This window comes from Halostella litorea, assembly GCF_004785955.1.
Classification (GTDB): Archaea; Halobacteriota; Halobacteria; order Halobacteriales; family Natronoarchaeaceae; genus Halostella; species Halostella litorea.
This window is the reverse complement of sequence record NZ_SJER01000004.1, coordinates 309,541-335,788: the sequence shown is the minus strand read 5'-3', so window position 1 is coordinate 335,788 and position 26,248 is coordinate 309,541. Positions and strand designations below refer to the sequence as shown.

At 65.8% G+C, this 26,248-nt stretch carries 29 protein-coding genes; 12 read left to right on the top strand and 17 right to left on the bottom strand.

Features of this window, described 5'->3' with window-relative positions:
- Positions 1-38: 38 nt before the first annotated feature.
- From EYW40_RS14535 to EYW40_RS14480, 12 genes are all read right to left on the bottom strand, one after another.
- On the bottom strand, positions 39-938 hold the full coding sequence (locus tag EYW40_RS14535) for an ABC transporter ATP-binding protein (protein ID WP_135822373.1): 900 nt from the start codon (positions 936-938) through the stop codon (positions 39-41).
- On the bottom strand, positions 938-2,050 hold the full coding sequence (locus EYW40_RS14530; protein WP_135822372.1) for a FecCD family ABC transporter permease: 1,113 nt from the start codon (positions 2,048-2,050) through the stop codon (positions 938-940). The genes EYW40_RS14535 and EYW40_RS14530 overlap by 1 nt, the downstream gene beginning before the upstream one ends.
- A gap of 5 nt (positions 2,051-2,055) precedes the next feature.
- Positions 2,056-3,216, bottom strand: a complete 1,161-nt coding sequence (locus EYW40_RS14525) for an ABC transporter substrate-binding protein (protein WP_135822371.1) — start codon at positions 3,214-3,216, stop codon at positions 2,056-2,058.
- 107 nt (positions 3,217-3,323) lie between these two features.
- Positions 3,324-4,190 carry a helix-turn-helix transcriptional regulator gene (locus tag EYW40_RS14520; protein WP_237560619.1) on the bottom strand — a complete coding sequence of 289 codons (867 nt, stop codon included), beginning with the start codon at positions 4,188-4,190 and terminating at the stop codon, positions 3,324-3,326.
- Positions 4,191-4,577: 387 nt separating this feature from the next.
- Positions 4,578-5,270: a 7-cyano-7-deazaguanine synthase gene (locus EYW40_RS14515; protein ID WP_135822370.1), complete on the bottom strand. Its 693-nt coding sequence runs from the start codon at positions 5,268-5,270 to the stop codon at positions 4,578-4,580.
- A gap of 3 nt (positions 5,271-5,273) precedes the next feature.
- Positions 5,274-6,104 carry a 7-carboxy-7-deazaguanine synthase QueE gene (locus EYW40_RS14510; RefSeq protein ID WP_135822369.1) on the bottom strand — a complete coding sequence of 277 codons (831 nt, stop codon included), beginning with the start codon at positions 6,102-6,104 and terminating at the stop codon, positions 5,274-5,276.
- Positions 6,094-6,531, bottom strand: coding sequence for a 6-pyruvoyl trahydropterin synthase family protein (locus tag EYW40_RS14505; protein ID WP_135822368.1), 438 nt, complete (start codon positions 6,529-6,531; stop codon positions 6,094-6,096). The genes EYW40_RS14510 and EYW40_RS14505 overlap by 11 nt, the downstream gene beginning before the upstream one ends.
- Positions 6,532-6,604: 73 nt before the next feature.
- On the bottom strand, positions 6,605-6,793 hold the full coding sequence (locus EYW40_RS14500) for a ribbon-helix-helix domain-containing protein (protein WP_135822367.1): 189 nt from the start codon (positions 6,791-6,793) through the stop codon (positions 6,605-6,607).
- Between the two features lie 195 nt (positions 6,794-6,988).
- A complete protein-coding gene (locus EYW40_RS14495) occupies positions 6,989-7,594 on the bottom strand; it encodes a class I SAM-dependent methyltransferase (RefSeq protein WP_135822366.1) in 606 nt (201 codons plus the stop codon).
- Between the two features lie 8 nt (positions 7,595-7,602).
- On the bottom strand, positions 7,603-8,103 hold the full coding sequence (locus EYW40_RS14490) for a molybdopterin-dependent oxidoreductase (protein WP_135822365.1): 501 nt from the start codon (positions 8,101-8,103) through the stop codon (positions 7,603-7,605).
- 349 nt (positions 8,104-8,452) lie between these two features.
- Positions 8,453-8,947 (bottom strand): DUF411 domain-containing protein, encoded by a 495-nt coding sequence (locus tag EYW40_RS14485; RefSeq protein ID WP_135822364.1) that lies wholly within the window; start codon positions 8,945-8,947, stop codon positions 8,453-8,455.
- A gap of 110 nt (positions 8,948-9,057) precedes the next feature.
- Positions 9,058-9,576 carry a DUF21 domain-containing protein gene (locus EYW40_RS14480; protein ID WP_135822363.1) on the bottom strand — a complete coding sequence of 173 codons (519 nt, stop codon included), beginning with the start codon at positions 9,574-9,576 and terminating at the stop codon, positions 9,058-9,060.
- 406 nt (positions 9,577-9,982) lie between these two features.
- Here EYW40_RS14480 and EYW40_RS14475 point away from each other — a divergent pair, with 406 nt between their 5' ends.
- Positions 9,983-11,404, top strand: a complete 1,422-nt coding sequence (locus EYW40_RS14475; RefSeq protein ID WP_135822362.1) for a PAS domain S-box protein — start codon at positions 9,983-9,985, stop codon at positions 11,402-11,404.
- A 70-nt stretch (positions 11,405-11,474) separates the two neighbouring features.
- On the opposite strand, the gene EYW40_RS14470 is transcribed toward EYW40_RS14475, so the two are convergent.
- The 3 genes from EYW40_RS14470 to EYW40_RS14460 all read right to left on the bottom strand — a co-directional run bounded on the left by EYW40_RS14470 (position 11,475) and on the right by EYW40_RS14460 (position 12,864).
- Positions 11,475-12,029, bottom strand: coding sequence for a DoxX family protein (locus EYW40_RS14470; RefSeq protein ID WP_135822361.1), 555 nt, complete (start codon positions 12,027-12,029; stop codon positions 11,475-11,477).
- A 104-nt stretch (positions 12,030-12,133) separates the two neighbouring features.
- A complete protein-coding gene (locus EYW40_RS14465; protein WP_310732458.1) occupies positions 12,134-12,541 on the bottom strand; it encodes a DUF7968 family protein in 408 nt (135 codons plus the stop codon).
- Between the two features lie 53 nt (positions 12,542-12,594).
- On the bottom strand, positions 12,595-12,864 hold the full coding sequence (locus EYW40_RS14460; RefSeq protein ID WP_135822360.1) for a DUF7576 family protein: 270 nt from the start codon (positions 12,862-12,864) through the stop codon (positions 12,595-12,597).
- Between the two features lie 398 nt (positions 12,865-13,262).
- Between EYW40_RS14460 and EYW40_RS14455 the strand changes: the two genes are divergently transcribed.
- The gene (locus EYW40_RS14455) at positions 13,263-13,847 is read left to right on the top strand and encodes a thymidine kinase (protein WP_135822359.1); all 585 of its coding nucleotides are present in this window, start codon (positions 13,263-13,265) and stop codon (positions 13,845-13,847) included.
- A gap of 58 nt (positions 13,848-13,905) precedes the next feature.
- Positions 13,906-14,172 carry a CDGSH iron-sulfur domain-containing protein gene (locus EYW40_RS14450; RefSeq protein ID WP_135822358.1) on the top strand — a complete coding sequence of 89 codons (267 nt, stop codon included), beginning with the start codon at positions 13,906-13,908 and terminating at the stop codon, positions 14,170-14,172.
- 23 nt (positions 14,173-14,195) lie between these two features.
- Here the strand turns inward: EYW40_RS14450 and EYW40_RS14445 are convergent, their stop codons facing one another.
- Positions 14,196-14,645, bottom strand: a complete 450-nt coding sequence (locus EYW40_RS14445; RefSeq protein ID WP_135822357.1) for a hypothetical protein — start codon at positions 14,643-14,645, stop codon at positions 14,196-14,198.
- A 187-nt stretch (positions 14,646-14,832) separates the two neighbouring features.
- On the opposite strand from EYW40_RS14445, the gene EYW40_RS14440 reads away from it, so the two are divergent.
- From EYW40_RS14440 to EYW40_RS14415, 6 genes are all read left to right on the top strand, one after another.
- Positions 14,833-16,212, top strand: coding sequence for an aspartate aminotransferase family protein (locus EYW40_RS14440; RefSeq protein WP_135822356.1), 1,380 nt, complete (start codon positions 14,833-14,835; stop codon positions 16,210-16,212).
- A gap of 18 nt (positions 16,213-16,230) precedes the next feature.
- Positions 16,231-16,620, top strand: coding sequence for a Rid family detoxifying hydrolase (locus EYW40_RS14435; RefSeq protein WP_135822355.1), 390 nt, complete (start codon positions 16,231-16,233; stop codon positions 16,618-16,620).
- Between the two features lie 181 nt (positions 16,621-16,801).
- Complete coding sequence (locus EYW40_RS14430; protein WP_135822354.1) at positions 16,802-17,848, top strand: two-component system sensor histidine kinase NtrB; 1,047 nt, start codon at positions 16,802-16,804, stop codon at positions 17,846-17,848.
- 74 nt (positions 17,849-17,922) lie between these two features.
- Positions 17,923-18,405: a DUF8009 family protein gene (locus tag EYW40_RS14425; protein WP_135822353.1), complete on the top strand. Its 483-nt coding sequence runs from the start codon at positions 17,923-17,925 to the stop codon at positions 18,403-18,405.
- A gap of 528 nt (positions 18,406-18,933) precedes the next feature.
- Positions 18,934-20,448 carry a phosphoenolpyruvate carboxykinase (ATP) gene (locus tag EYW40_RS14420; RefSeq protein ID WP_202614550.1) on the top strand — a complete coding sequence of 505 codons (1,515 nt, stop codon included), beginning with the start codon at positions 18,934-18,936 and terminating at the stop codon, positions 20,446-20,448.
- A 65-nt stretch (positions 20,449-20,513) separates the two neighbouring features.
- Complete coding sequence (locus EYW40_RS14415; RefSeq protein ID WP_135822352.1) at positions 20,514-21,482, top strand: MBL fold metallo-hydrolase; 969 nt, start codon at positions 20,514-20,516, stop codon at positions 21,480-21,482.
- A 42-nt stretch (positions 21,483-21,524) separates the two neighbouring features.
- Here EYW40_RS14415 and EYW40_RS14410 read toward each other — a convergent pair whose 3' ends face one another.
- The gene (locus EYW40_RS14410) at positions 21,525-22,286 is read right to left on the bottom strand and encodes an IclR family transcriptional regulator (protein ID WP_135822351.1); all 762 of its coding nucleotides are present in this window, start codon (positions 22,284-22,286) and stop codon (positions 21,525-21,527) included.
- Positions 22,287-22,417: 131 nt separating this feature from the next.
- Here EYW40_RS14410 and EYW40_RS14405 point away from each other — a divergent pair, with 131 nt between their 5' ends.
- The 3 genes from EYW40_RS14405 (at position 22,418) to gfo6 (ending at position 26,218) form a co-directional block, all read left to right on the top strand.
- Positions 22,418-23,593: a mandelate racemase/muconate lactonizing enzyme family protein gene (locus tag EYW40_RS14405; RefSeq protein ID WP_135822350.1), complete on the top strand. Its 1,176-nt coding sequence runs from the start codon at positions 22,418-22,420 to the stop codon at positions 23,591-23,593.
- Positions 23,594-23,961: 368 nt separating this feature from the next.
- Complete coding sequence (locus tag EYW40_RS14400) at positions 23,962-24,831, top strand: fumarylacetoacetate hydrolase family protein (RefSeq protein WP_135822349.1); 870 nt, start codon at positions 23,962-23,964, stop codon at positions 24,829-24,831.
- A 322-nt stretch (positions 24,832-25,153) separates the two neighbouring features.
- Positions 25,154-26,218 (top strand): D-xylose 1-dehydrogenase Gfo6, encoded by a 1,065-nt coding sequence (gfo6, locus tag EYW40_RS14395; protein WP_135822422.1) that lies wholly within the window; start codon positions 25,154-25,156, stop codon positions 26,216-26,218.
- The last annotated feature ends 30 nt before the right edge of the window (positions 26,219-26,248 follow it).

Here is a 26,248-nt window from a genome sequence, read left to right as displayed (position 1 = left end):
AAAGTCGGTGATATCGGCAATAGGACACTGAGGGCGAACTACGGTTCCGACGCGCTTGTCCCGCTCGGAGGGTCCTCACCGATCGGATCTAGTGGAACGACCACGGGCCCGTGTTCGGTCTCGATGACTTCCGAGTCGATATCGAAGACATCTGCGAGGAGGTTATCGGTGACAACCGCTTCAGGCGGACCGCTGGAGTGGATCGCGCCGTCTTTGAGCGCAACAACGTTGTCGGCATAGCGTGCCGCCTGCGAGATATCGTGGAGCACGAGCACGACCGTCGTGTCGCTCTCGTCGCGGAGCGCCTCCACGACGCGCATCACCTCCAGTTGGTGTCGCGGGTCGAGGAACGTCGTCGGCTCGTCCAGCAGCAATACGTCGGTATCTTGGGCGAGTGCCATCGCGATCCAGACGAGCTGGGTCTGCCCGCCGCTGAGCGTGCCGACCTCGCGGTCGCGGAGGTGTTCGACGCCCGCCATCGCGATGGCGTCGTCGACAGCTTCCTCATCAGCCTCCGTCTGTGACTCGAAGAACCCCCGGTGCGGGTAGCGGCCGCGCTCGACGAGTTCCTCGACGCTGATGGTGTCCGGCGCAGTGTTCTGCTGGGAGAGCCGACCGAGCTTTCGCGCAAGTTCCTTCGAATCGAACGAATCGACGCGCCGACCGTCCACCAGTACGCGGCCGTCGTCGGGCTCCAGCCGGTTCGCAAGCCCCTTCAGCAGCGTCGACTTCCCACTCCCGTTCGGGCCAATGAGCGCCGTCACCTCGCCCTCGGGCACGGCGAGCGTCTGCCCGTCGATGACTGGTTCGTCGGCGCTTGGGTAGCCGACGACGAGTTCGTCCGCATCGAGGGCTGTCTTCGACACCGACTCATCCGCACCGTCGCCCGACGATTCACGGCTCGTTCCGTGCTCGCGTGACATCTCGTTTTCCTGCATCAGACTTCACCCAGATTCTCGGTCTTCCGCATCAGGTAGAGGAAGTACGGGCCGCCGACCAGTCCCGTGATGATCCCAACCGGGAGTTGGATTGGGCTGAGCGCGAGGCGTGCACCGACATCCGCGCCGACCAGCAGCGCCGGCCCGAGAAACAGACACCCGAGCAAGAGCCGCCGCGAGTCGCCGCCGACGACGTTCCGTACCATGTGGGGAACGATGAGGCCGACGAAGCCGATGAGACCCGCAACCGCGATGGCGGCCGCCGTCGACAACACGGCGATGCCGGCAACCGCGAACCGCATCTTCTCGACGGGCATGCCGAGGGAATCCGCGGTCTCCTCGCCGAGCGCGAGCACGTCCAGTTCCTGGGTTACCGTGAACGCGAGCGCGAGCGCCAGGACGGTGAACGGGAGTGCGATACGGACCTCGCCCCAGTCGGTGTTCAGCAGCGTCCCCGAGAGCCACGCCTGCGCAGACATGACGGTACTGAGGTCGTCGATGAAGAAGAACAGCGCGCGCTGCACCGATCCGAAGACGGTGCCGACGATGACGCCCGCCAACACGAGTCTGACGGGGCTGGTGCCGTTCTTCCACGCGATGACGTACACTAGCAGGAACGCCGCGCCACCACCCAGCGCTGCCAGCACGGGGACGAACGGGAGCAACTCGGAGAACGCCGTCAGGACGACCAGCACGACGAGACCGGCACCGTCGCTGACGCCGAGGATGTACGGGCTGGCGAGTTCGTTCCGCGTGATGATCTGGAAGATGGCCCCGGAGACGGCGAGGTTCGCGCCGACGAGTACGCCGACGAGGATGCGCGGCAGCCGGATGTTCCAGACGATGTGCTGTTGGGGGGTGAACCACTCGGGGATATCGCCGCCGAGCAGGAACGCCCGCCACGCCGCCGGGCTAAACACGACCTCCGGGTCGAAGACCGCACCCCAGGCTTCGGCGAGCGTCAGCGGGAACGCACCGAAGCTTACCTGTAGGAGCGTCGCACCGACCAGCACCGCGATGCTCCCGAGCACGACGCCCGCGAGCGACGAGTCGGCGTACCAACGGCTGGCCGCCGCTCGGCGGTCCGCGAGCCGGTCGAACAGTTCCCCCATCGGTCCTACAGGTCCCCGTCGATGATTTCGAGGAGGCGCTGGCGGTCGAAGAGCTGCTCGCTCTCCGGGACATCGCCGACGGCGCCGGGCCACTCGCCGAACTCGTCGGGGTAGACCTGCTTCGCGACGGCTTCCGTGGAGAACATGTCGACGATAGGACCCATGTACTGGCCGCCGCTCCGGATGACGTTTCCGTTCTGGACGGCGCTGAGCTGCTGACCGTTGTCGTTGTTTTCGAACGGCTCGATGACGTTTGTTACGAACGCCTCGTGGGTCGAAGAGGTAAGCGCACCGACGGCACCGATGTAATCGGGGTCGGCCCGGAGAAGTTCCTCGTAACCGATGGGGCCGTCCGGATACTGCCCCTCGAAGGCGTCCTGCATGCCGACGCGGTAGTACGACTTGGTGTTGTTCCCGAGGCGGTGCAGCGGCGCGATGCGGAACTGACCCGAGTCAGGGCTCACACCCCGCCAGATGGCGGCGACGGTAGGGCGGTCATCCTCGGGTGGGAGTCCCTCCTCGATGGTGCCCATAAGGTCGTCGTGGAGCGACTGCCACGCCTGGAACTGCTGTTGGCGCTGGAAGATCGTCGCGACCTTCTCGAAGGCCTCATACATGGTGTACGGGTTGGGTTCGTCCTGGACGGCGGACTGGGGAGCGAACCGGAGGGTCGTACCGAGGAAGGGTCCCGTCAGGGACTCGACATCCTCGAAGTCGGAGTCGTCCCAGTTGACGTAGCGACCGATGTTGGTGCGGGAGATAAGCCAGACGTCGGCGTCGGCGGCGTAGAAGTTCTCCTTGTCGTAGCCGGATTCGGCATCGCTGGCGAGTTTGGTGACCTGACTCTCGTCGAACCCCAGATCGAGGAGGTCGTAGAACTTGAGCGGGGCGCGTTCGAGACCGGTAGTCGCGTTCGGGGGAATCCCAAGCGCCATCCCCATGTCCAGGAAGGGACTGGTTCCGACGCCGTACGTCTCGGGTACCTCCTCGAACGTGTAGGGGTCGTTGGGTTCCATCTGGACCGTGTACGGCGTCGAGTCCGACGGCCCGTTGTTCGCCGACTGATTCGTGTTATCCGCCCCGTTGGAGTCGTTTCCGGTGCAGCCGGCGAGGCCGGCGGCGATGAGACTAGCGCTGCTCGCAAGTACCTGGCGTCTACGTGCCATATTTTTAGGCAGGCCTAAAATAACTTATTGATTCCCGCTGTTCGAGTTGACGCGGCGAGAACGATGTTCACGGCGTGTTACAGACTTCGTGCCGTATTCGATCGCCGTCAGTCCGCATCGCTCGTCCGCTGGTTGAGCGGCACCGCGCGATTACGGTGCTCGCTGATCACCCGGTCGGCCCACGCTACCACGTCGGGATGAGAGCACGAAATGATGTCGAAGCCAGTCTCCGCCTCCCGGTCGATGGTGAGGAACACGGTCTCGTCATCGATGAAATCGACCGTACAGGGGACCCGTTCATCCAAACTGTAATACACTGTCGAACCGATTCGGGACTCGATTTCTTGCCACTTCGTGCGCAGGGACGGGTCTTCTAGCATCGTTTCGGTAACGCTCGAATCGAAGATGACGCGCACCTCGGAGTCGGTCCCGTTCTGGATGGCCTGTTCGTACCCGTACATCGGGAGCGAGGTGAACGTCCCGACGAGTGCTTCGCACGAGGAGCCCTCCTTGATAGCGTTCGCGACGACGCGGGCAGCCGCGAGCGGATCCGCACTTTTCCCGTGGACGTGCTCGCCGTCGACGAGGCAACGAGGGTCGAAGTCGAACCAGTCGGTCGGTAGTCGCGAGATCAGCTTTGGGTAGGTCTGTCCAACCGATACCGTTCCCAGGAGTCGGGCAAAGTCCCGATGGACGAGTTCGCCGAAACTGGACAGTTCGTATTCACCGTCGGAATTTCTTCGCTGGATGAGCCCGCGGTCTTCGAGGTCACCGAGGATCCGGCTCAGCGTTACTCGAGTTGCGTCCATTCGCTCGCGCAACTCTTCGCGGGAGCAGGGACCGCCGGCCAGTAGATCGATCACGTGAAGGCGGTGCTCAGAACGAACGAGAAACGCTACGTATTCGACTGTACTCTTGGCCATCCCATCGTTCCCCTCGCTCGTCATCTGCTCCCCTGAACACTCGACCGTCATGAGATGCTCGTTGTTTAGGGCAGCCTAAATCACTTTTCAATCCGACTCTGCCACTGCCCGGACCAAGATGGATGGTTTAGTTGTCGCTTCAGATTCGTCGACGAACACGTTCGATGGCCCTACGTCGCCAAATACGATTCCGGCTATCTGTGAGTACTGCGGTTACGAGCGCTATTTTCATACCGCCATCGGAACAACCGCAACGGGATTGCCGAGTTTCAATCCCGGTGTGAGTTTCTACCGCGTCGCGACCGTATCCAATACTAACGGCGGCCTGCCGATGACATTTGCAGTGTTATCATTCACTCCCCATTTCCAGTTTCGTGGCGGTTCACTCACCGTCGAACACCTTGCTCCTCCAATAGAATCGAAGCAAAATTCCAGTAGTTACCGGTCCCGAAGAACGGGATCCGCCACGTCGACTTCCGCGAACGCCTCCTTGCGCTCCAAGCAGGCAGGACAGTCACCACAGGGGGTCCCGTCCTCGTCGTTGTAGCAGCTAAACGTCAGCTCCCAGTTTACGCCCAGTTCCTCTCCGAGCCGGAGGACGTCAGCCTTCGTGTGGTCGATTATCGGCGTCTCGATGTCGATCTCGTGCTGATCGGTGGATCGGTTGATGGCCTCCGTGGCAGCCTGAACGAACTCGGGTCGACAATCGGGATACTCCTCGCCGTCGCCCTGCTGGGCACCGTGGTAGAGAACGATCTCCCGGCCCGTTTCCGTGTTGTGTTCGGCGGTCGCAGCAGCCGTCGTGAGGAGATGCAGGTTCCGCTGCGGAACGTACCCGACGCTGTGACCCTCGCGTTCCGTCGTGTCGCTGTCGTACGATTTGTCTTCGATCGTGCCCTCGGCGAAGTCCCCGAAGACCGTTCTGTAGTCGCTGATGTGAACGGGGATCCCCGCACGGGACGCCTGTTCCTCGGCGTTGGAGCGCTCGATGGCCTCCGTCTGCTGGCCGTAGTCGAAGTGGATCGCTTCCACGTCGTCGTGCCGGTCGAGCGCGGTCTGCAGGCAGACTGCCGAATCGATACCACCCGAGAGGAGTACGAACGCCTTCGCGTTGGATCCGTCTTGGGTCATACGTTATACCCCCGTAGCTTCGTCCCAGATCACGATCTGGAGTCGCTCGGAGAAGTTGACTGACTGTTCGACTGCGAGGTTCGCGACGTCCGTTCGTGTCATCATAAGCTGGTCCTGGTCGCCACCGGCGGGCATGAGATAGATGTGCTCTTTCGGGATGTCGAACGCGTCCACGAAGTCGGAGTCGATCTCGTCCCAGTCCCGACTCGTGCCGACGACGAACTTGAAGTCCGCGTTCGGGGTACCCCGTGGGCTGTCCGTGAACTCCGAGACGTATCGCCCGATCACGTCCGGATCGTATCGGACCGACTCCTCGATCCCCGAATTGCTGAGTTTGGGGCTCAGGTTGTACTGGTCGACGTGCGACCGGAACGCCTCGGAGGGGAAGATGGACGCGTTCGTCTCGACCTCCACGAACGGGTCGTATCCCTCGGCCTCCAGGAGGTCGAGGAACCGGACGAGGCTGTCCTGGTGGAGGAGCGGTTCGCCGCCGGTGAGAACGACGTGACTCCCCTGTTCGATCCTGTCCAGGAATCCGTTCCGTGACCACCGGTCGACGAGTTCCGCTACCCCGTATTCGGACCCGTCCATCCATTCGGCGATGGTATCGCAGACCCACGTGGCTTCACCGTCGGCCATTCGAGCCGCCATAGCCTGTGTTCGCTCCGCGTGTTCCGTTCCCTCGTAGTCCGCTGCCGCCCGGGAACCGCCACAGAGGAAGTTACAGCCGGCGGTCCGCAGGAATATCGACGGGGTTCCCATGTATCGACCCTCCCCCTGAACGCTCGCGAACTGTTCGGCGACCGGCAGGCGTCGGGATTCGCTATCCGTCATCCAACCGCCTCGCAGTCGTCACGCTGGAGTTCGGAGTCTCGAAGAGTCGGACTTCGAGTCGGTCGATCCGGTCGCGCTCGTCCGCCGAGAGGCTGTCGACGATGAGGTCAAGCGATTCCTCGGCGATGTTCTCCGCCGTCGGTTCGCCATCGAGTAGGTGGAGTTCCTTCTCCTGCTGGGCTTCGAGTTCGTCCCGCACGGCGAGGATCGGGTCGTCGGCGTTGAGGACGAAGTTGTGGTCGAACGCTTCCATCACGGGGTCTTTCACGTTGGCGAAGTCGACGACCATTCCGGTCGCCGGGTCCGTCGACCCCTCGACTTCGACCTCGAATCGGTACCGGTGGCCGTGGAGGTTCTGGCAGTCGAATTCGTGTTCGCTGAGCCTGTGCCCCGCGTCCAGTTCGAAGTGTTTCTCTAGGGTTGCCATGTAGGTTGGAGGGTCACGCCGTTTCCCGTGACTCGACCGGTCGGTGCCCGCTGAATACTCCGTATCATCGGACTCACTTCTCACCCGGACCTTCCGACTTCATTCGGCCGTGTCGGGCGTCGATATCGTCCATGATATCGAGGGTCTTCCTGATCGACGTTCTGATGGCGTCGGACCTGTTGACGAACTTCTTGTCGTCACCGACGTGTTCCTCCATATCGTCCAGGAGTTCCTGGGGGATTTCTACGGTTACTTTGGGCATGGTGTTCACTGAGTATTCTTCAAGGGTTACTCGTGGACTCTTGTGAGCGTGTAGTATATAAGGGCATGGATGAAGGGAAGCACCGAGACGGTTGGTATCGCAACTCGACCGCCTGCGGTAGGCGGTGTCAGTTCTCCGTAGCGTACTCGACCGTCGGACGGCCAGAACAACCGAGAGCCGAGGAATTCGCTGCGGTCACTCCCACTCGATCCGAGGGTACGACTGGTGATGGCCCGAACTGTTTCGGGCGACGATCTCCACGATCGCGGCTCGACGGTCGTCCCGGACCTGGGTTCGCTCGGCGTAGTGAAGCACCGTCAGGTCCAGGCAGGCGTGCAGGAGTTCGTTGGCGGCGTATCGATACCGGTCCCCGCTCGGCCCGCCGTCGACGGGGTCGTCAGTCCGGAGGTGGTGCTGGACGAAGAGCATTCCCCCGGGCTTGAGCGCCTCCTTGATGTCCGGAAACCGGTCGACAGCACGATAGTAGCTGTTCGTGATGAGGTCGTACGTCTCCGGGGGGAAATCGTAGTCGGTGAGGTCCGCCTGGATCCAGTTGGCCCGGTCGGCGACGCCCCGGTCGCGTGCGTTCTCCCTCGCGATGCGCAGCCCCTCCTTCGACTGGTCGACCCCGTCGACGTCGTATCCTTCCGTCGCGAGGAACACGGCGTTGCGACCCGTCCCCGTGGCGACGTCGAGTGCCCTCCCGTCCGGACAGGCGTCGAGATACCGTCGCAGTACCGGCGACGGGTCCGGGGCCGTCGGGTACTCGCCTTCCCGAAAGCGCTCGTCCCAGGTCGTCATGCGTTCGATCACCCGAGCCTGCCGAGGGCTATCTCCTCGGCCGTATCGCCGGCGACCGGTTCCGAGCGCCGGACCTCCAGTTCCGCGACCCACTTGACGCTCTCCCAGCAGTCCGACCCGGCAGCGGTCGGCACGAGTCGGGCCGGTCCCCCGTGTTCGCGGGGGAGGGCCTCACCGTCGAGTTCGAACGCGAGCATGGCGTCGTTCACGCGGTCGAGCGGAAACGCACACGCGTAGTCGCCGTCCATCGCGTGCACGAGGACGTACCCTTCGTCGACCGTCGGGCTGGCCCGCTTGAGCAGGTGATGGACGCGAACACCACACCAGGAGAGACCCGTTGCTGTCCACCCTTCCGCACATTCAAAGTCATCCGTGAGCATCGCATCCGGGAGGCCTGCCAAGTCCTCTCGTTCGAGGGAAAGCGGCGTCGAGACTTCGCCCGTGATTCGGAGTTCCCAGTCGCTCGGGTCGACTTCGTCCGGGACTTCGTGGGTCGGTAGCTCTGACATAGTTCGGTTGTGCGTCCCCGGGTCCGGCGGTCGCCGCGGTTCTACGGGGCGACGGCACGAGGTGTGATCGCCGGAACGGGGATCGCTTGGTGACTCGACGTTCGGTATCGACCCCAATAACGCTGTGTGCGAACGGGTGAAACGCACTCACGCCGAGTGGCAGGCCAACTCCGGCCGACTGACCGGAAGATATCCGTCCAAGCCACGATCACCGACTTCTGGGTCCGGTCCCAGTAGCTCGGTTCCGCCGATGTGGCGGGTTCGAAAGGTCTCGGCGTCGGTCGGGAAACGGGAAAGCGGCCGGCTCCCGGATCGTCGACCAGTCGGCAGCGGGGTGCGGCAGGGTGGTTCAAATTTCGGCGTACACGTCGCCGCGCTCCCCATCGCCGAACCCGTAGACGGTGAACGGCTCGGACTTTGTCCCGCCCATCCCCGGCGACCCAGCGGGCATCCCGGGCAGTGCGATGCCGTCGATCGCTGGTTGTTCATCCAGCATTGTCGCGAGTGCTTCGACGGGGACGTGTCCCTCGACCACGTACGAATCGACGACGAGCGTGTGACAGCTCCGTAGCTCCGCGGGAACGTCGTGACGGCGTTTTACCGCGTCTACGTCGTCTGTTTCCGTTTCGTCGAGCGTCCCGTCGATGTGCTCGCGGAGATAGGACGCGTACCGTCCACAACAGCTACACCCCGGCGATCTGAACTGCTGGGCGTTCGTCACCGCCAGGGTTCCGTCCAAGCCCGACTGGCTCCCGTTCCGGAATCCGAGACAGCCGGCGAGTCCGAGTCCGACCGTCGCTCCCCCTGCGCCGAGTAAGCCCCGCCGAGTCATGTCCCGTCTCATACGTTTTCAACTCCCGCGCGGGGGGTCTTACTATACGTCGTCCATTCCCGTCGAGTGAAAACAGCGGCCATTACGATAGGTGCTGAGATACGCGACCCCCGGACGGGCGCTCAGTCGTCGACGTACGGTTTCTCGATGTGGCTGTCGCCCCCGACGAGCGCGGTCAGCCCCCGGGTGACGACGTCGAACACGGCGACGAGCGGCCCCAGCGCGCGTTCGACGTACGAGATCGGACGGGCGACGCGGAGGCTCCAGGACTCCGCGTGTGCGAGCCCGTAGGATTTCGGGACGATCTCCCCGAAGACGAGGACGAGAACGCTCACGCCGAGGGTCGCTATCACGACGGTCAACCCGGGCGGAACGAACCGCGCGACGAGGAGCGTGACGATGCTGGTGATGGCGACGTTGACGAGGTTGTTCCCGACCAGCAGCGTGACGAGGAGCCGATGCGGGTTCGCGCGGAGTCGCTGGAGTACACGGCGGTCCCCGGAACCGCCCTCGGACGCAGTCCCTTCGGGTTCGTCGGGCAGCGAGAAGATGGCCGACTCGCTGCTGGAGAAGAACGCACTCAACAGCAACAGGACCACGACCGCGATGAGCGACGGCACCACGATCGAGTATGTACTCATATCCGACCCGTATGGACAGTACGCGTATGAATACCGGTGGTCAGCCCGTCACTGCCGAGGGGACTGGCGAGCAGCGGTTATAAGACGTCGAGATACTGGAGGCCGGCGATCAACAGAATGCCGACGAGCAGGACGACTTTCAGCACCCACGACGGGACGTCTTTCCGGATTCTGAGGCCCCAATCCATGCGGAGGGATAGACCGTTCGACCGCAATAACCTTCGGGCAGTGTTCGCCGGGTGAAACCCCGGTGACCTGCGACGCCACGGGAACTCCGCGTCGGAAAGGGGTCGTTCCAGGGCCGCCGACACGCCCGATCGGGGGACATCGCCGCGATCGGACGTCCGCGCCGAATCCCACCCGTTTACGGGCGGGTAGCCCGAACGAACACCACCTGCTGCGACCGATGAAAGGGACAGACAGCCCAAAGGACGGGGGCGAGGACCGTGCGGGCATGTATCGGCGGCTGGTCGAGGAGCTACACGACGTCGCCACGGTCATCGACGTCGACGGGACGATGACGTACGTCAGCCCCGCTGTCACGCGGGTTCTCGGCTACGACCCCGAAGAGCTGGTCGGCCACACCGGCTACGAGTTGGTCCACCACGACGACCGGGCCAGGACCGCGGAGGCGGTCGAAGCCGTCCGAGCGAACCCCGAGGAACCCCGCACCGTCGAGGTCCGGTTTCGGCACGCCGACGGCACCTGGCGCTGGGTCGAGGCCACGATGCGGAACCGGCTCGACGACGAGGTCATCGACGGGCTCCTGCTCAGCACCCGGGACATCTCCGACCGGAAGGAACGCGAGCGGAAACACCGCGCGCTCGCCCGGGAGTACGAGGAGTTGCTGAACAGCGCGGAGGACGCCATCTTCCTGCTCGACGTCGAGGAGCGCGACGACGGCGTCAGGTTCGAGTTCGAACGCCTCAACCCCGCCTACGAGCGCGAGACCGGGATCACGACCGAGGCGGTGCGCGGAAAGACGCCCCGGGAGGTGTTCGGCGAGGCGGACGGTGCGGAACTCGAAGCGAACTACCACCGGTGTATCAGGGCCCGCGAACCGATCTCGTACCAGGAGGAGCTACGGATAGACGACGGGGCCAAGGTCTGGCAGACGAACCTCGCGCCGGTGGTCACCGACGGCGAAGTCAGCCGCCTCGTTGGGATCACCCGGAACGTGACCGAGCGGGTCGAGCGGGAGCGGGAGCTACGCCGGCAGAACGACCGCCTCGACGAGTTCGCGAGCGTCATCTCACACGACCTGCGGAACCCGCTCAACGTCGCTCAGGGCCGGGCGACGCTCCTGAAGGCGGAGACGGAGAGCGAGCACATCGGCCCGCTCGTTCAGTCGCTCGACCGCATGGAAGCGATCGTCGAGGACACCCTGACGCTCGCCCGGCAGGGCGACACGATAGGCGACACCGAACCGGTCAGTTTGACCGACCTCGCCGGGAAGTGCTGGGCGACGGTGGACGCCGACGGCGCGAGCATCGAGATAGTCGACGACCTGACGTTCCGGGGCGACCCCGACCGGTTACAGCACGTGTTCGAGAACCTGTTCCGCAACGCCGTGGAGCACGGCGGCCCGGACGTGACCGTTCGCGTCGGCCGTGACGGCGAACGCGGGATCTACGTCGAGGACGACGGGCCGGGTATCCCGGTGGACAGGCGCGAGGAGGTGTTCGAACCGGGCCACTCGTCGTCGAGCGACGGCACGGGGTTCGGGTTGACCATCGTCAAGCGTATCGCGGAGGCCCACGGCTGGACCGTGTCCGTGACCGAGGGAGCGGAGGGCGGCGCGCGGTTCGAGTTCGAACTTCCGCGTTGAAGGATGAATCACGGGCAGGCATCCCGCGGTCCGGACGGGCCGACCGTCCGACCGGGACGGTATCCGACGGCTACCCCAGGAAGTACCGCGCCCACGGGTACCGTTCGATGAGCGTCTCGCCGCCGACGTCGTACTGTTCGATGTAGGCGTCAAGGCCGAGGATCCGGCCGGCACCGAAGGCGGCGACCGACAGGAACACGAGCATGTACGCGAAGTCGCCGTTGATGTACCCGTGGCTGACCTCCCAGTTCCCGAGGTAGAAAAGCAGCATCATGAACGCGCCCCAGAACGCGGCCAGTCGGGTGAGACAGCCGACGATCAGGCCGAGGCCGATGAGGACTTCACCCCACGGGACGGCGACGTTGACGAAGTCGACGAACCACGGCGTCTCGCCCATCGAGACGAACAGGTCCGCCACCGGGCTGCCGTTTGCCGGCGGCGAGTTCTGGAGGTAGCCGGCGGCGCTGAAACTCCCGGAGAGCACCTTGTCGGCCCCGCTCTGGAGGAACGCCAGCCCCATCATCAACCGGAGCGCGAGGATGAACCAGACGCTGAGCGTGTGCAGTCGGCCGTTCGCCGTGAATCCACCCACCGTGCTTTCGAGGCTGACCTCTTGGGATGACATAACATCCGACAATTTCAGCGTCTTCCCTTAAATGTACCTCCGGGCGGAACGGGTGGAGCCGTGGCCGATCCGCCGCCGCCGCTCGTTCGGGCGTTCGCGTCGGGCTAGTGGCTCTCGTCGAGGGGCCCGCCTTCGCCGACGGATTCCGCGGGAACGACGTCGAACGCGGTGTCCGCCCCGACAGCGGAGCCGCCGTCGACCCGCTCGACCCGCAGGATCACGTCGGCGGGGGACGCACAGCCGCAACTGACGAACTCCGACCACTCGTCCCCGGGCGACACCGGACCGGCGTGGGCGCGGCGGAGATACCGCCGGTAGGTCGGTTCGGTCAGGCCCTCCCGGAACCACTCTGCGTCGGGGGTCCACCAGCCGTCGCTCCCGTCGCCGTCCGGGGCGCGAAACGAGAGGACGACACGGTCGGCGTCGCCCTCGGCTGCCGCGGCGTCGCCGTCCGGGCGGTCGGCCGTATCCTTCACAGCCCCCGTCGGGCGCTGTGTGTCGTCACGGGGCATCGACACGGTGTACGGAGCAGCGGGAAGTAAGGGTTCCGGGCCGGGGAAACTCGCTACACGTTCGTGGCGGAGAGGCACTCCTCGGTACAGAACGAGTAGTCGGTGAGTTCGTCGGAGGCTTCGCGGACCGTGACGTTTCGGAACTGGGTTCCCTCGCGTATCAACTCGCCGCAGTTGTCACAGCGGTGGGGCGAGTGCGAGTCGAGCAGTACCCTGATCGATCGGTTTACTACGCGCTCCGAGGACGGAGCGGAGCCTGGCGTCGCGTTCGGCGTCGACGACGGTCGTGCGTCGCGGTTCTCCTGTTCGTTGTCGGCGTTCATTGGTGTGTGGTGTCGTGGGGTACGGTCGGGCGCTCGGTGTCGACTCCGGCGTGCCGGGAGCACAAAGCGAGGGCTCCCGGGCAGGACGACGACTGACGTTTTCTGCCTGTGAGCGGGCGTTCACCCGCGCTGTGGCAGTCTACGCCAGTTTAAATGTAAAAAATGTGAAAAATTTAAAATAGGACGAAACGGAGGTCTGGACGGAGGCGAGTCGGGACGGGAGGCTCGACGCGCGAGCAGGTCGGTCGACAGCCCGATTCATGGATCCATAATGCGGCATCCGCCACTTAACCTTTGTGTGGTAACTGATCACATGTTCACCGTGGGGACCGACAGCGATGGCCGGTCGCGCGACGAACTACAAACCGTTTTGAGGCTTCCCTGAGCGCACTGTTGGTATGCACGAGATAACGAACAGCGGGTGGGTGGAGGTCATCACCGGCTGCATGTTCTCCGGGAAGACCGAGGAGCTCCTACGTCGGCTCCGGCGGGCCGAGATAGCCGGACAGGAGGTCGCGGCGTTCAAGCCCGCGGTGGACGACCGCTACGGCGACGAGACGGTCGGCACCCACAACGGCCGCCAGTGGGACGCGACGGTGGTCGAGCCCGGCGAGGAGGCCCGGACGATCCCCGACCGGCTCAACGGCGAACAGGTCGTCGCGATCGACGAGGCGAACTTCTTTTCTGCGGAACTGGTCGACGTCTGCGAGCGCCTCGCCGACGACGGCCGCCGCGTGGTCGTGTCCGGCACCGACCAGACATTCCGTGCGGAGCCGTTCGAACCGCTCCCGCGGCTCATCACCCTCGCAGAGTACGTCGACAAGTATCAGGCCATCTGTACCCAGTGTGGCGAGCCCGCGACCCGCAACCAGCGGCTCATCGACGGCGACCCCGCACACGTCGACGACCCGACGATCCTGGTCGGCGCGGAGGAGTCCTACGAGGCGCGCTGCCGGAGCTGTCACACCCTGCGGACCGACTGAATCCCCGGCGTCGGGTTTGGCGGACAAAGCTCATTGTCGTCCTACGAGAGGATCGCGTATGGGACGGCTAGTGGAACACGACGCGACTGGCCCGCTGAAGCTCGACGAGTCGGACATCGACCCCGAAAAGGGCGACATCGCCGTCTGCCTGTGCGGGCTCTCCGACGAGTACCCGTTCTGCGACGGCTCCCACAGGGGGACGCGCGACGAGGACGCGGACGCCTGTTACCGGTACGTCGACGACGGCACGGCGCGGAAGGCGGTCGAGCGGATCGTCTACGCCGACGGCGACGCGGAACCGGTGGGTGACGGATCCGAGAGCTGATCCGCGGGGAGAACCGACGGATCTCAGGTGGGAGTCCCGGACCGTGGACCCCCGTATCGCCGGACGGCGACCCCGGCCGCGGTGCAGACGACGCCGATTGGAACGAGTGCGATCCCCACACCGGGCCCCCACTCGGGGCCGAGGGTCGGCACGTCGACAACCCGCGGCAGGAGGGGGGTGACCAGCAGGAGGACCGAGAGGCCGCCCGCGACGGCACCGCCGGCGAGAAGCCACTCAGCGCGCTCGGCGGGGTTCCGGCGACGCCCCGCGAGCAACAGGGCCGCTGATTCGACGAGTGCGAGCGTGCCGGCGAGCGCGCACACCCCCGCGGGGGTCACCGCGATTCCCGCCGCGAGCCGTGCGACCGACGGGTCGTCCGGAGCCGTCGCGAACAACAGCACCGCCGTCAGGAGGCTGAACGCGCCCAGCAGTGCGGTACCGGCGGCGACGGAGCGGGTTACGGTGGAGGGCATAGGTCGGCTAATTTCAGCGAAGTCGGAGAGGGGTAAAAGAGTATCGCGCTCTGTGGCAAGGACGGGCGCCGTCGCGTCCCCCGTAGCCGAGTTCGACCGAAGAACCGGCCGGTGTATCAGTTACTGTGTACTGCACTCATACATACTGTGGATAAACTATTTATTACCGTTCCACATGGTGTCGAGTATGACGGCAGGACCGCCGATAACGGAGCTACACTACGACGACGCACCGAACGTCGGGAGCGTGCCCGGCCCCGAGTCCCGGAAACTGCTCCAGCGCCAGCGCGAGATAGACAGCAGCGCGGTCGCGTACCCCGAGGACATCCCCGTCGCGTTCGAGGAGGGGAAGGGCGCGACGGTTCGTGACGCCGACGGCAACACGTACATCGACATGTTCGCGGGCATCGGCGTGCTGAACGTCGGCCACGCGAACCCGTACGTGCTGGAGGCCGTCCACGAGCAGGCCGACAAGCTGGTTCACACGGTCGACTTCCCGAGCGAGGCCCGGCTCGACCTCATCGAGAAGCTGAACGAGATCGCGCCCGCGGGCCTGCGGGACAACAACCGGGTCGTGTTCGGCGGCCCGACCGGCAGCGACGCGGTCGAGGCCTCGATCAAGCTCGCGAAGTACAACACCGGCGGCGACGGGCTGATCGCCTTCCGCGGGTCGTACCACGGGGCGACCTCCGGCGCGATGAGCGTCACGTCGAACAAGGGGTTCAAGGACGACTACACCCCCCTGCTCCCCGACGTGGTGCACGCGCCGTACCCCTTCCCGTTCCGGCAGGGGAAGGAGTCGGACGCCGCGGTCGAACACGCGCTGGAGGAAGTCAAGGCCATCGTCGAGGACCCGTACGGCGGCCTCGCCAATCCCGCGGGCATCTTCGTCGAGCCGATCCAGGGCGAGGGCGGCGTAGTGACGCCGCCGGAGGGGTTCCTGCAGGGGCTGCGCGACATCGCCGACGACAACGACCTCCCGCTGATGTTCGACGAGATCCAGAGCGGGATGGGCCGCACCGGCGAGTGGTGGGCCTGCGACTGGGAGGGCGTCACGCCGGACGTGATGACCTCCGCGAAGGCGCTCGGCGGCACCGGCTTCCCGCTGTCCGCGACGATGTACCGCGAGGAACTGGACACCTGGGGGTCGGGCGACCACGCCGGCACCTACCGCGGCCACGTCGTCGCGATGCGGGCCGGCACCCGCACCATCGAGTACGTCCAGGAGCACGACCTGCTCGCCCACGCCCGCGAACTCGGCGACCACATCCGCGACCGCCTGCGGGAGATCGGCGAGGGGACCGACCGCCTCGGCGAAGTGCGCGGCCGCGGGCTGTTCATCGGCGCGGAGTTCGTCGACGACGAGGGCGTGCCCGACGGCGACGCCGTCGACGCGATCCAGCAGTACTGCTTCGAGCACGGCGTCCTCGTCTGGACCGCCGGCCGCCACGGCAACGTGCTCCGCCTGCTCCCGCCGCTCGTGCTCACGCGCGAACTGGCCGACACCGCGCTCGACGTGATCGCCGACGCCGTCGCCCACGCGACCGACGGCGGGAGCGGTGCCTGAGACCCCCACATCCCACACATGAGCGACACCGAACGCGTCCGCACGGACGACGCACCGAGCACCGACAACCCCTACTCGCAGGGGGTCCGCGCCGGCGACACGCTGTACGTCTCCGGCTTCGGCCCGGTCGACCCCGACACGGGCGAGGAGGTCGAAGGGAGCATCGAGGCACAGACCGACCGCGTGCTCGACAACCTGGCCGCGGTGGTGACCGCGGCGGGCGGCGACGGCCTGAGCGACGTCGTGAAGGTGACCGTCTACGTCGCCGACATGGACGACTACGACCGCGTCAACGAGGCCTACGGCGCGCGGTTCCCGGGTGACCCCCCGGCGCGGGTCTGCGTCGAGGTCGCTCGGCTCCCGGGCGACGTGCGCGTCGAACTCGACGCCGTCGCGTACCTCGGGTAGTACCGGCAGCCAGTACCTGGAGCGCCCGTCTCCACGCCCAGGGGACGGAGCTAGAGGACTCCGGGGGGAGCAGTCCCCTTGCACCCGTCTGAACGCGTCGGCTATCGCGTTTCCCGCCGTCCCCCCTGTAGTACCAGCAAAGCTATACTGGACGAACCCGTGTGGTATTGATAGTAAACTGATGAATCCGGGATCGCTACCGGACGACTACGAGGGGTTCTATCGAACCCTCGTGGAAAACGCCGCGGAAGGGATGCTGACGATCGACGAGGAGAGCCGGATCGTCTACGCGAACCCCGCCGTCGAGGACATTCTCGGCTACGCGCCCGACGAACTGGTCGGGAGTTCGAAGATGAAGATCATCCCGGAGCGGCTCCGGCAGACACATGCAGACGCGCTGGCAGCGTACGTCCGAACCGGCGAGCGAAACATCGACTGGGACGGGATCGAGCTCCCGGCGCTGCACAAGGAGGGCCACGAGGTGCCGACGCTGATCAGCCTCCGGGAGCACGAACACGGCGGCGACCAATACTTCACCGGGATCATCCGGGACATCACGGAGCGTCGCCGCCGGGAAAGCGAACTCCACGACCAGAAGGAACGCCTCGACGAGTTCGCGGACCTTTTGGCACACGACATCAGAAATCCGCTCTCGGTCGCACAGGGGTACACGGAACTGGCCCAGGAGGAACACGACGTTCCGGAGATAGACCGGGCCGCCGAGGCGCTCGACCGGATCGACACGCTCGTCGAGGACGTGTTGACCCTCTCGAAGGAGGGCCAGTCCATCGGCGCGACCGAGCCCGTCGACGTGGAAGCGTGCGTCCGCGAATCGTGGCGGACCGCCGAAACGCGTCGGGCGGAACTGGTCGTCGAACCCGGCCTCGGGACGGTCGAGGCCGACCGGAGCAGGTTGCGGGACATCTTCGCCAACGTGTTCCGCAACGCGGTCGAACACGGCGGCGGCGACGTCACGGTTCGCGTCGGGCCGCTCCCGAACGGTGGGCTGTTCATCGAGGACGACGGGCCGGGCATCCCCGAACCGGCCCGGGGCGACGTGTTCGAGCACGGGTACTCGACGCGCGAGGACGGCACGGGGTACGGGCTCTCTATCGTCGCCCGGATCGCGAAAGCCCACGGCTGGGAGGTCACGGTCGCCGAGAGCGAGACGGGCGGGGCGCGCTTCGAGATCCGGGGAGCGGAATTTCCGACCGATACACCCCAGTAAGGTAACGAAAGGCGCGTCGGCCGGGCGACCGTCCGGGGGGAGCTATCAAGGGGGAGTAGCCCGACTGCACTCGCATGGAACACCGGAACGCCGCGGCGACCGCGGGGATCGAAACCGTCGTCGTCGATCCCGAAGCCGTCATCGCCGCCTTCGAGCGGAACCGAGACGAGGACGCCGTCGGGCGTCGCCACGTGCTCCGCGTCTCGCCGCCGCTCGACGGCGAGAAGCGCGCGGAACTGACCATTAGCGACGACGAGGCGACGGATCGGGCGGCGGGCGCGACGCCCCTCGACCTCCCGCCCGAACTGTTCGTCGAGAACTACCGCGGCGACGACCCCGAACGGACGACGGTCCGGATCCCGACCCGTGAGGACGCGCGGCGGGCCGCCCGCGTCGACGGCGGGGACGACGTCGACGAGGCGACCGTCGAGGAGTACCTCGAACGGGAGATGGATGTCTGGCGGGACTGCGTCCGCGACTCGCTAGTTCCGGAGGTCCGGGCCGCCGTCGACCCCGACAGCGGGACGGAGGTGTGGGTCGACGTCAGCTACCGGTGAGTGGGGTTTCAACTCGCGGTTGTTATATACGAATTTGAATATGTTTGAGTTTACAAAATCTATCCAATACTTGTTTCGATGGAATTAGCAATTCCCCGTGGAATAGCCGTCCAAAGATCTGGTTTCGGTCAGATTTTCCGCATTTTCAGATGCAGTCGAGAGAAACAGGGGCAAAAATCAAGCTTTTCGGTCAGTTCTCTATAGGATCAGTACCCTGGTTAGGCGAAGTAGGACTGCCTTCTCAAGCCACCAGAGACGGATATTCGAACTACTAGTAATGAATTGCGGGTAGAAGTATAACATTTACATACTATATTTTGGAGAGGTAGTTACGGCTACTCGAAACCCGGTCTGGGGAGAGTTCGGCCCCTCCAACGATTCTGAAGCACGACCCGAACCGACGCGCCCGAGACGCAGACGGCTACCTCCATGAACGCCAAACGATATACCCGATCGTGAGTTAATCTCGCTCGAGAAAACCCCGACATCAACACACTTATGGAACAATCCGGCCGAGTACCCCGTAGAATGACAGACGCCACTGAGTGGCCGATGCCGGACACGTATCCGGACCCGGAGGCGGCCGACCACGTCACGTACAACCCGTCGCTGGAGGCGCTTCGGGAGTTCTCGGCCCCGCTAGAGACGACGACCGAGTACGGGTCGCCGGCCTACACCAGCGAGTACCGCTCGCGGAGCGCCGACCGGACCGCGAACGCCGTCGACGACTCCTTCGACGGGGCGGACCTTTCGGTCTTCGAGGCGGGCGTAGACTGGGTGTCGGACCCGGACAACGACGTGGTCTGTGTCGACCGCGTCGTCGGGCGACACCCGGACGCCTCCCACGTCTGCCGGCTCTACCTCCCGAAGGAGTACGGCCGCATCGCCCTCGCGTGGGCGAAGCTCCTCGAACCGTCGGACGGCGGCGAACCGGACTTCGTCACGGTCCAGCTTCCCGACGCGAGGGAGGAGCCGGTCATTCGGGTGCTCCCCGACGCTGGCCTGACGACGGTGCTGGGCAGCGACTACACGGGGGAGGCCAAGAAGTCGTTCCTCCGGCTGTTCATGCTCCGTGCGAAACAGCGGGGCGGGCTGGGCCTCCACGCCGGCAGCAAACGGGTCACCCTAGACGACGGGGACGGCCGCCGCGAAGTGGGCCAGTTGTTCCTCGGCCTCTCCGGGACGGGGAAGTCGACGCTGACCAGCCACGGCCTCCGACTGGACGACCCCGAGGGCGTGGAGATGATCCAGGACGACGTCTGTGCGCTCCTGCCCTCCGGGACGGTCGCCGGCAGCGAGGGCGGCGGCCTGTACATCAAGACCATCGGGCTGGAGGCCGACGAACAGCCGCAACTGCACGGGGCGGCCACCGACGGGAGCGCGGTGCTTGAGAACGTCGCCGTCGACGACGACGGCACCGTCCACTTCGACGAGCCGCGCCATGGCCGCAACGCGCGGGCGGTCGTCCGCCGAGAGGTGCTGGCGAGCGCGTCCGACGACGTCGACCTGCCCGACGTCGACCAGGTGTTTTTCATCACGCGCAACCCGCTGATGCCGCCGATCGCCCGTCTCGACAGCGAGCAGGCGGCGGTCGCGTTCATGCTCGGCGAGTCGGTCGAGACGAGCGCCGGCGACCCCTCGCGGGCCGGGGAGGCGATCCGCGTCGTCGGCACGAACCCCTTCATCGTCGGCTCCGAGGGCGCGGAGGGCAACCGGTTCCGCGACCTCATCGCCGAACTCGACGTCGAGTGTTACGTCATCAACACGGGCGTCGTCGGCACGGACGACCCCCTCGACGTGGGCGTCGAGGAGACCGTCGCCATCCTCGAAGGCGTCGCCCGGGGGAGCATCGAGTGGGAGACCGACCCGGCGCTCGGGCTGACGGTGCCGACCGACGTGCCGGGCATCGACGTCGACGCGTACGACGTGCCTGACCGCGTCGACGACTTCGAGTCCGCGCGGGCGGCGCTCCGCGAGGAACGGCTGGCCTACCTCGACCGGTTCGACGACCTCGACGAGGCCATCCTCGACGCGGCGTACTGAGCGGCGTCCCAACGGGTCGGCCGGCTGAACGTTTTAGTAGGTAGGCCGGAAACGTCCCGACCGCGATGCGAGAACCGGAAGCCACGACGATAGCGCCCGGAATCACCCGCGTCGAGACGGTCATCGACGGGAAACGCCACGGCTACCACGTGCTCGACGGGGCCGACGGGCCGGTCCTGGTCGACCCGGGCGTCGTCGACGCGCCGACGACGGTGTACGAACCGTACCTCGACAGCGAGGGATGGGATCTGTCGGACGTGTCCCTGGCCGTCGTCACGCACGCCGACGCCGACCACCACGGCGGAAACCGGACGCTCCGGGACCACGCGCCCGGGGTCACGCTCGCCGCACACGAGGCCGACGTCGCCCTGATGGAGAGCGTCGACGCCATCATGCGCGAGCGCTACGGCATGTTCGCCGACGACCACGGCGTCGCGTACGACGACGAGACGCGCGAGTGGCTTCGGGAGATGATGGGCCCGGACGATCGGATCGACATCGGCCTCCGCGGCGGGGAACGGATCGCCCTCGCCGACCGCGACGTCGAACTGCTCCATACGCCCGGGCACACACGCGGACACCTCGTGGTCTACGACCCGGAGTACGACGTCGTGGTGGGGGGCGACCCGGCGTTCGGCCGGGGCGTGTTCACCGTCGACGGCGAGTACATCCAGCCGCCGCCGTACTACCTGTGCCCCGAGTACGAGAACACGGTCGAGTTGCTGCGCGCGCTGTCGCTCGACACGCTGTCGCTGACTCACTACGAGCCCTTCGAGGGGGCCGCCGTCGAGTCGTTCCTCGACGAGTCGCTCGCCTTCGCGTCGGAACTGGACGCGCTGGCGCTTGACCTCGTCGCGGAGGACGGCCCGATCACGCTCCGTGAGGCGATTGACGGCGTGGTGGAACGCCGGGGGAGCTACGGCCTGGACGTCGACCTGGCGTACCCGCTGTCGGGGCATCTCGCGGCCCGCGTCGAGCGCGGCGACGTGGCGCGGACGACGAAGGACGGCCGGCCGGCGTGGCGGGAGGCGTGAGCGGGCGCGTCGGGAGGGGTAGTGTGTGGCTCCTGCGGACGGTCACCGGTACTTCATGTTGACCTCGATGACGTTCGCGGTCCGGAGCACGAGGTCGGGGATCGCGTCGTGGAACCGCTCGTCCTGCATGCCGCTTTTCGGGCCGGAGACGCTGACCGCGCCGAGCACGTCGCCGTCGTCGTCGGTGATCGCCGCGCCGACACAGCGCACGCCCGGGATGCGCTCCTCGTCGTCGGTGGCGAACCCGCGCTCGCGGCACTCCGCTATCTCCTCGAAGAGGCGGTCGCGGTCGGTGATCGTGTGCTCGGTGATCTCCGGCAGGCCGTGCTCGTCGAGAATCGCGTGGATCTCCTCGTCCGTGAACTCGGCCAGGATCGCCTTGCCCGCCGACGTCGTCGAGAGGTGGACCTGCTTGCCGACGTGGGTGTCGAGCTGGAACGCGTCCTCGCCCTCGGCCTTGGCGTAGAACACCCCCTTACCGAACTCCTCGATAACGAGGTTCGCGTGCTCGCCGGTCTGGTGTGCGACCTTCTGGATCTCCGGCTCGGCCACCTTGTACACCGGATCCTGCTTCCGGGCGTACCCCCCGATCTCCAGGAAGCGGGTGCCGATCCGGTAGCCGTCGCCGTCGCTGACTACGAACCCGTTGGTCTCCAGCGTCCGGAGGTGGTCGAACACCGTGCTCGTCGGGAGGTCGAGGTGGTCGGCGAGCTCGGAGACGCCGGTGCTCTCCAGGTCGCGGAGCGCCTGGATGATCGTCACCGTCGTCTGAACCGACCCGACCGGCGCGTCCTGTGTTGCCATACAGGTGCTGTTAGCACGGGAGCATATAGGCGTTCCGCCGATGGCGGAAAGAAACCGACTGTGATAGCGCCAGCGGGGGGCGGTGTCACATGAATATATTTAATACGGACCTGCGTGAGGGATGGAACGCAATGTCAGATGTAAGTATCACCGGCGTCGAGACCTATCTCGTCGCCAACCCGTGGAAGCCGTGGGTGTTCGTCGAACTCGAGACGGACGCCGGGGTGACCGGGATCGCCGAGGCGACGACACACGACAAGCCACGCACCGTCGCGAAGGCGCTCGATGAGATGTCCGACTTCTTCGTCGGGAAGGACCCCTTCGACACGGAGCAGATCTGGCTGGAGATGTACCGCGACGAGTGGTTCTCGAAGAACGTCATCAACACCACCGTCTGCTCGGCCGTCGACATGGCCTGCTGGGACATCAAGGGGAAGCTGCTGGACAAGCCGGTGTACGAGCTGCTCGGCGGCTCCGTCCACGGCGACGAACTCCGCGCGTACGCGAACGGCTGGTACACGGACACCCAGGGAGAGCCCGAGGGGTTCGCCGAGGCCGCCGAACGCGTCGTCGACGACGGCTACGACGCGATGAAGTTCGACCCGTTCGGCACCGCCTGGCAGTCGATGCCGAAGAAGGACGTCAACCACGCGGTCGACATCGTCCGCGCGGTCCGCGAGGCCGTCGGCCCCGACGTCGACCTGCTCATCGAGTGTCACGGCCGGTTCTCGGCCGGACAGGCGGTCGACATCGCGCGGAAGCTCGACGAGTTCGACCCCACCTGGTACGAGGAGCCGTGCCCGCCGGACTCGATCAACAGCCTGCGTGAGGTCGCGGCCAAGTCGCCGATCCCGGTCGCGACCGGCGAGCGCCACATGACCAAACACGAGTTCTACGAGCTGGTCACGCGGACGGACGTCGACGTCCTCCAGCCCGACCTGATGAACACCGGCGGGATCACCGAGGGGAAGAAGATCGCCGGGCTCGCGGAGGCCGACCACGTCGACATCGCCCCGCACAACCCGCAGGGGCCGGTCGCGGGAGCGATCTACTCCCACTTCTGTACCTCGGTCCCGAACTTCCGGATCCAGGAGATGTTCCAGACGTACGACGTCGACTGGGTCGACGACCTGCTCGTCGATCCGCTGGAGGTCGAGGACGGCTACGTCCAGCTGCCCGAGGGGCCGGGCTACGGCATCGAACTCAACCACGACGTCATCGAGGAACACGCCTACACCGAGGACAAGGTCCACACCATCAACCTCTTCGAGAAGGACTGGGAGAAACGCGAAGTCGACAGGCGGTAACCGCAGACTGCAGGTCCCACCTTTTCCGCGCGGGTGCATCGCCCGCGGTTCGTTCGGCCGCGTCCCGACCCGCGTTCGTTCCGACTCGGTAGCCGAGCCTGTCGGCGGGTCAGCGCGTCGGCGCGACGGTACTATCGACCCGACATCCTACGAATCCTCGTCCAACTAGTTCGGGTCACCGGCGGGCTGCCTCGTTTCCGCCATCGCCGGAACGGGCCCCGACGGGACCATCGGGATCGATCCCCTCTCAGGGTTAGTTTACAACCATATGTTCGTAAATCTCAGCAGGATCGCCGTCCGGCATCACCGGACGCTTAGATTCAGCCGAAACACAAAGATATTTACCGGTCGGTAGTACACGTGGGGATATGCGATACTACCGCATACAGAGAGACGAAACTGTGTCGCTCATTGCGGAGGACGGGGAGGGCACGTACGACCTGACGGCGACGGAGCCCGGGCCGAGTTCGTTTATGCAACTCGCCGACGCCGCGTCGCTGACGGACCAGAACGTCGACGACGTCGCGCGCCGCCACCTCGCGGACGCGCCGGATATCGACCGTGAGACGGTCCGTGACAACCTGATCCGGCCCTTCGACCCCGACGAGGTGTGGGGCGCGGGCGTCACGTACGCCATCAGTCAGGAGTCCCGCGAGGGGGAAGGCGGCCTGGAGGAGGCGTACCTTGGCGCGTACGAGGGCGACCGCCCCGAGGTGTACTTCAAGGCGACGCCGACGCGGACGGTCGGCCCGGACGACGCCGTCGGCATCCGCGGGGACTCCGACTGGGACGTGCCGGAACCCGAGTTCACGATGGTGCTCCACGACGGGGAGATCGTCGGTTACACCGTCGGCAACGACGTCTGTAGCCGCGAGATCGAACGCGAGAACCTCCTCTACCTCCCGCAGAGCAAGATCTACGACAAGAGCTGCGCGATCGGGCCCTGCATCGTCACCGAGGAGACCATCGGCGACCCCCACGACGTCGAGATGACGCTCACCATCGAGCGCGACGGCGACGTCGCGTTCACGGAGTCGACGTCGACGAGCGAGATGGTCCGGACCTGCGACGAACTGGCGGAGTTCTTCCGCCGCTACAACTACGTCCCCGAGTCGACCGCGCTCCTGACCGGGACGTCGATCATCCCGCCGGACGGCTTCACCCTGGAGGAGGGCGACGTCGTCAACATCGAGATCGAGAACGTCGGGACGCTGGTGAACCCCGTCGAACAGCTGTAGCCGACGGCCACCCGACCCGCCCGTGTCGGCAGGCGGGACACCGACGACCCCGGACCCTCATGGTTCGACCGCGCGCACCGCACCGACCCGGACCGACTGCTCGGCGAGCGGTCAGTCCGCGCCGTGTCTGGGCGCGTGGCCACAGGTATCACAGACGAGCGAGCCGTTTCTACGCTTCACGCTACCGGAACACCGTGGGCACTTCCAGCGCATACGGGTCGGTGTGTTCGACGGACACATAATTCTTTATACGACGTTCGTCGAAACCAGCGTCGAGGCATGACCATTTATGACACTTCCCCGCCGAAGGCGTGGTATGGGTATCCCAGAAACGGTCGACTCGTTCACGGAACGGGACTGGCAGGGGACGACGGAGGGAACGCTCAGGCTCGCGCTCGTCGGGCTCGGCTGGTGGACCATCGACGAGGCCATCCCCGCGATCCGGGACACGGACCTCTGCGAGGCGACGGTGCTCGTGAGCCGCTCGCGGGAGAAAGCGGAGCGGTTCGCGGACGAGGCCGACGTACCCCACGCAATCTCCGGCGCGGAGTACCACGACGGCGAGGCGAGCGACGAGTACGACGCCGTCTACGTCGCGACGCCCAACGCCTACCACCTCGAATACGTCGAGACGGCCGCCGACCTCGGCAAGGCCGTGCTCTGCGAGAAGCCGATGGAGGCGAGCGTCGAGCGCGCCGACCGGATGGTCGAGGCGGCCGACGACGGCGGGATCCCGCTGATGGTCGCCTACCGGATGCATACGGAGCCGGCGGTGCGGCGAGCGCGCGAACTGGTCCAGAGCGGGGCCATCGGCGAGCCGGTTCAGGTATACGGGAACAACTCGCAGTCGCTGCTCTCGATCATCGACGACCCGGACCAGTGGCGGCTCGACCCGGACGCGACCGGCTACGGGACGTCGATGATGGACCTGGGCATCTATCCGATCAACACGACGCGGTTCGTCCTCGACTCGGACCCGGTCTCGGTGCAGGCCCAGATGGCGTCGACCCACGACGCCTTCGCGGACGTCCCTGACGAGCGCTCGACGGCCACCGCCGTCTACGACGACGGCGTCCACGCGGCGTTCACCGCGACGCAGAACGCCTACGAGGACACCGAACTGACGATCACGGGGACCGAGGGGCAACTCACGCTCTCGCCGGCGTTCCACATGGAGTGTGCGCTCTCGCTCGAAACCGGCGACCGGGAGTTCTCGGCGTCGGCGGACGACGTCAACGAGATGACCGAGGAGTTCGACTACTTCGCCGACCGCGTGCTCTCGGGCGAGCCGATCTACGCGGACGGGGAACACGGCCGCTACGACATGCGCGTCCTCGAAGCCCTCCACGAATCGGCGGCGTCGGGGACGACGGTCACGCTGGACTAGGGCCGGCCGTCCGCAGGTTTCTCAAGCGAG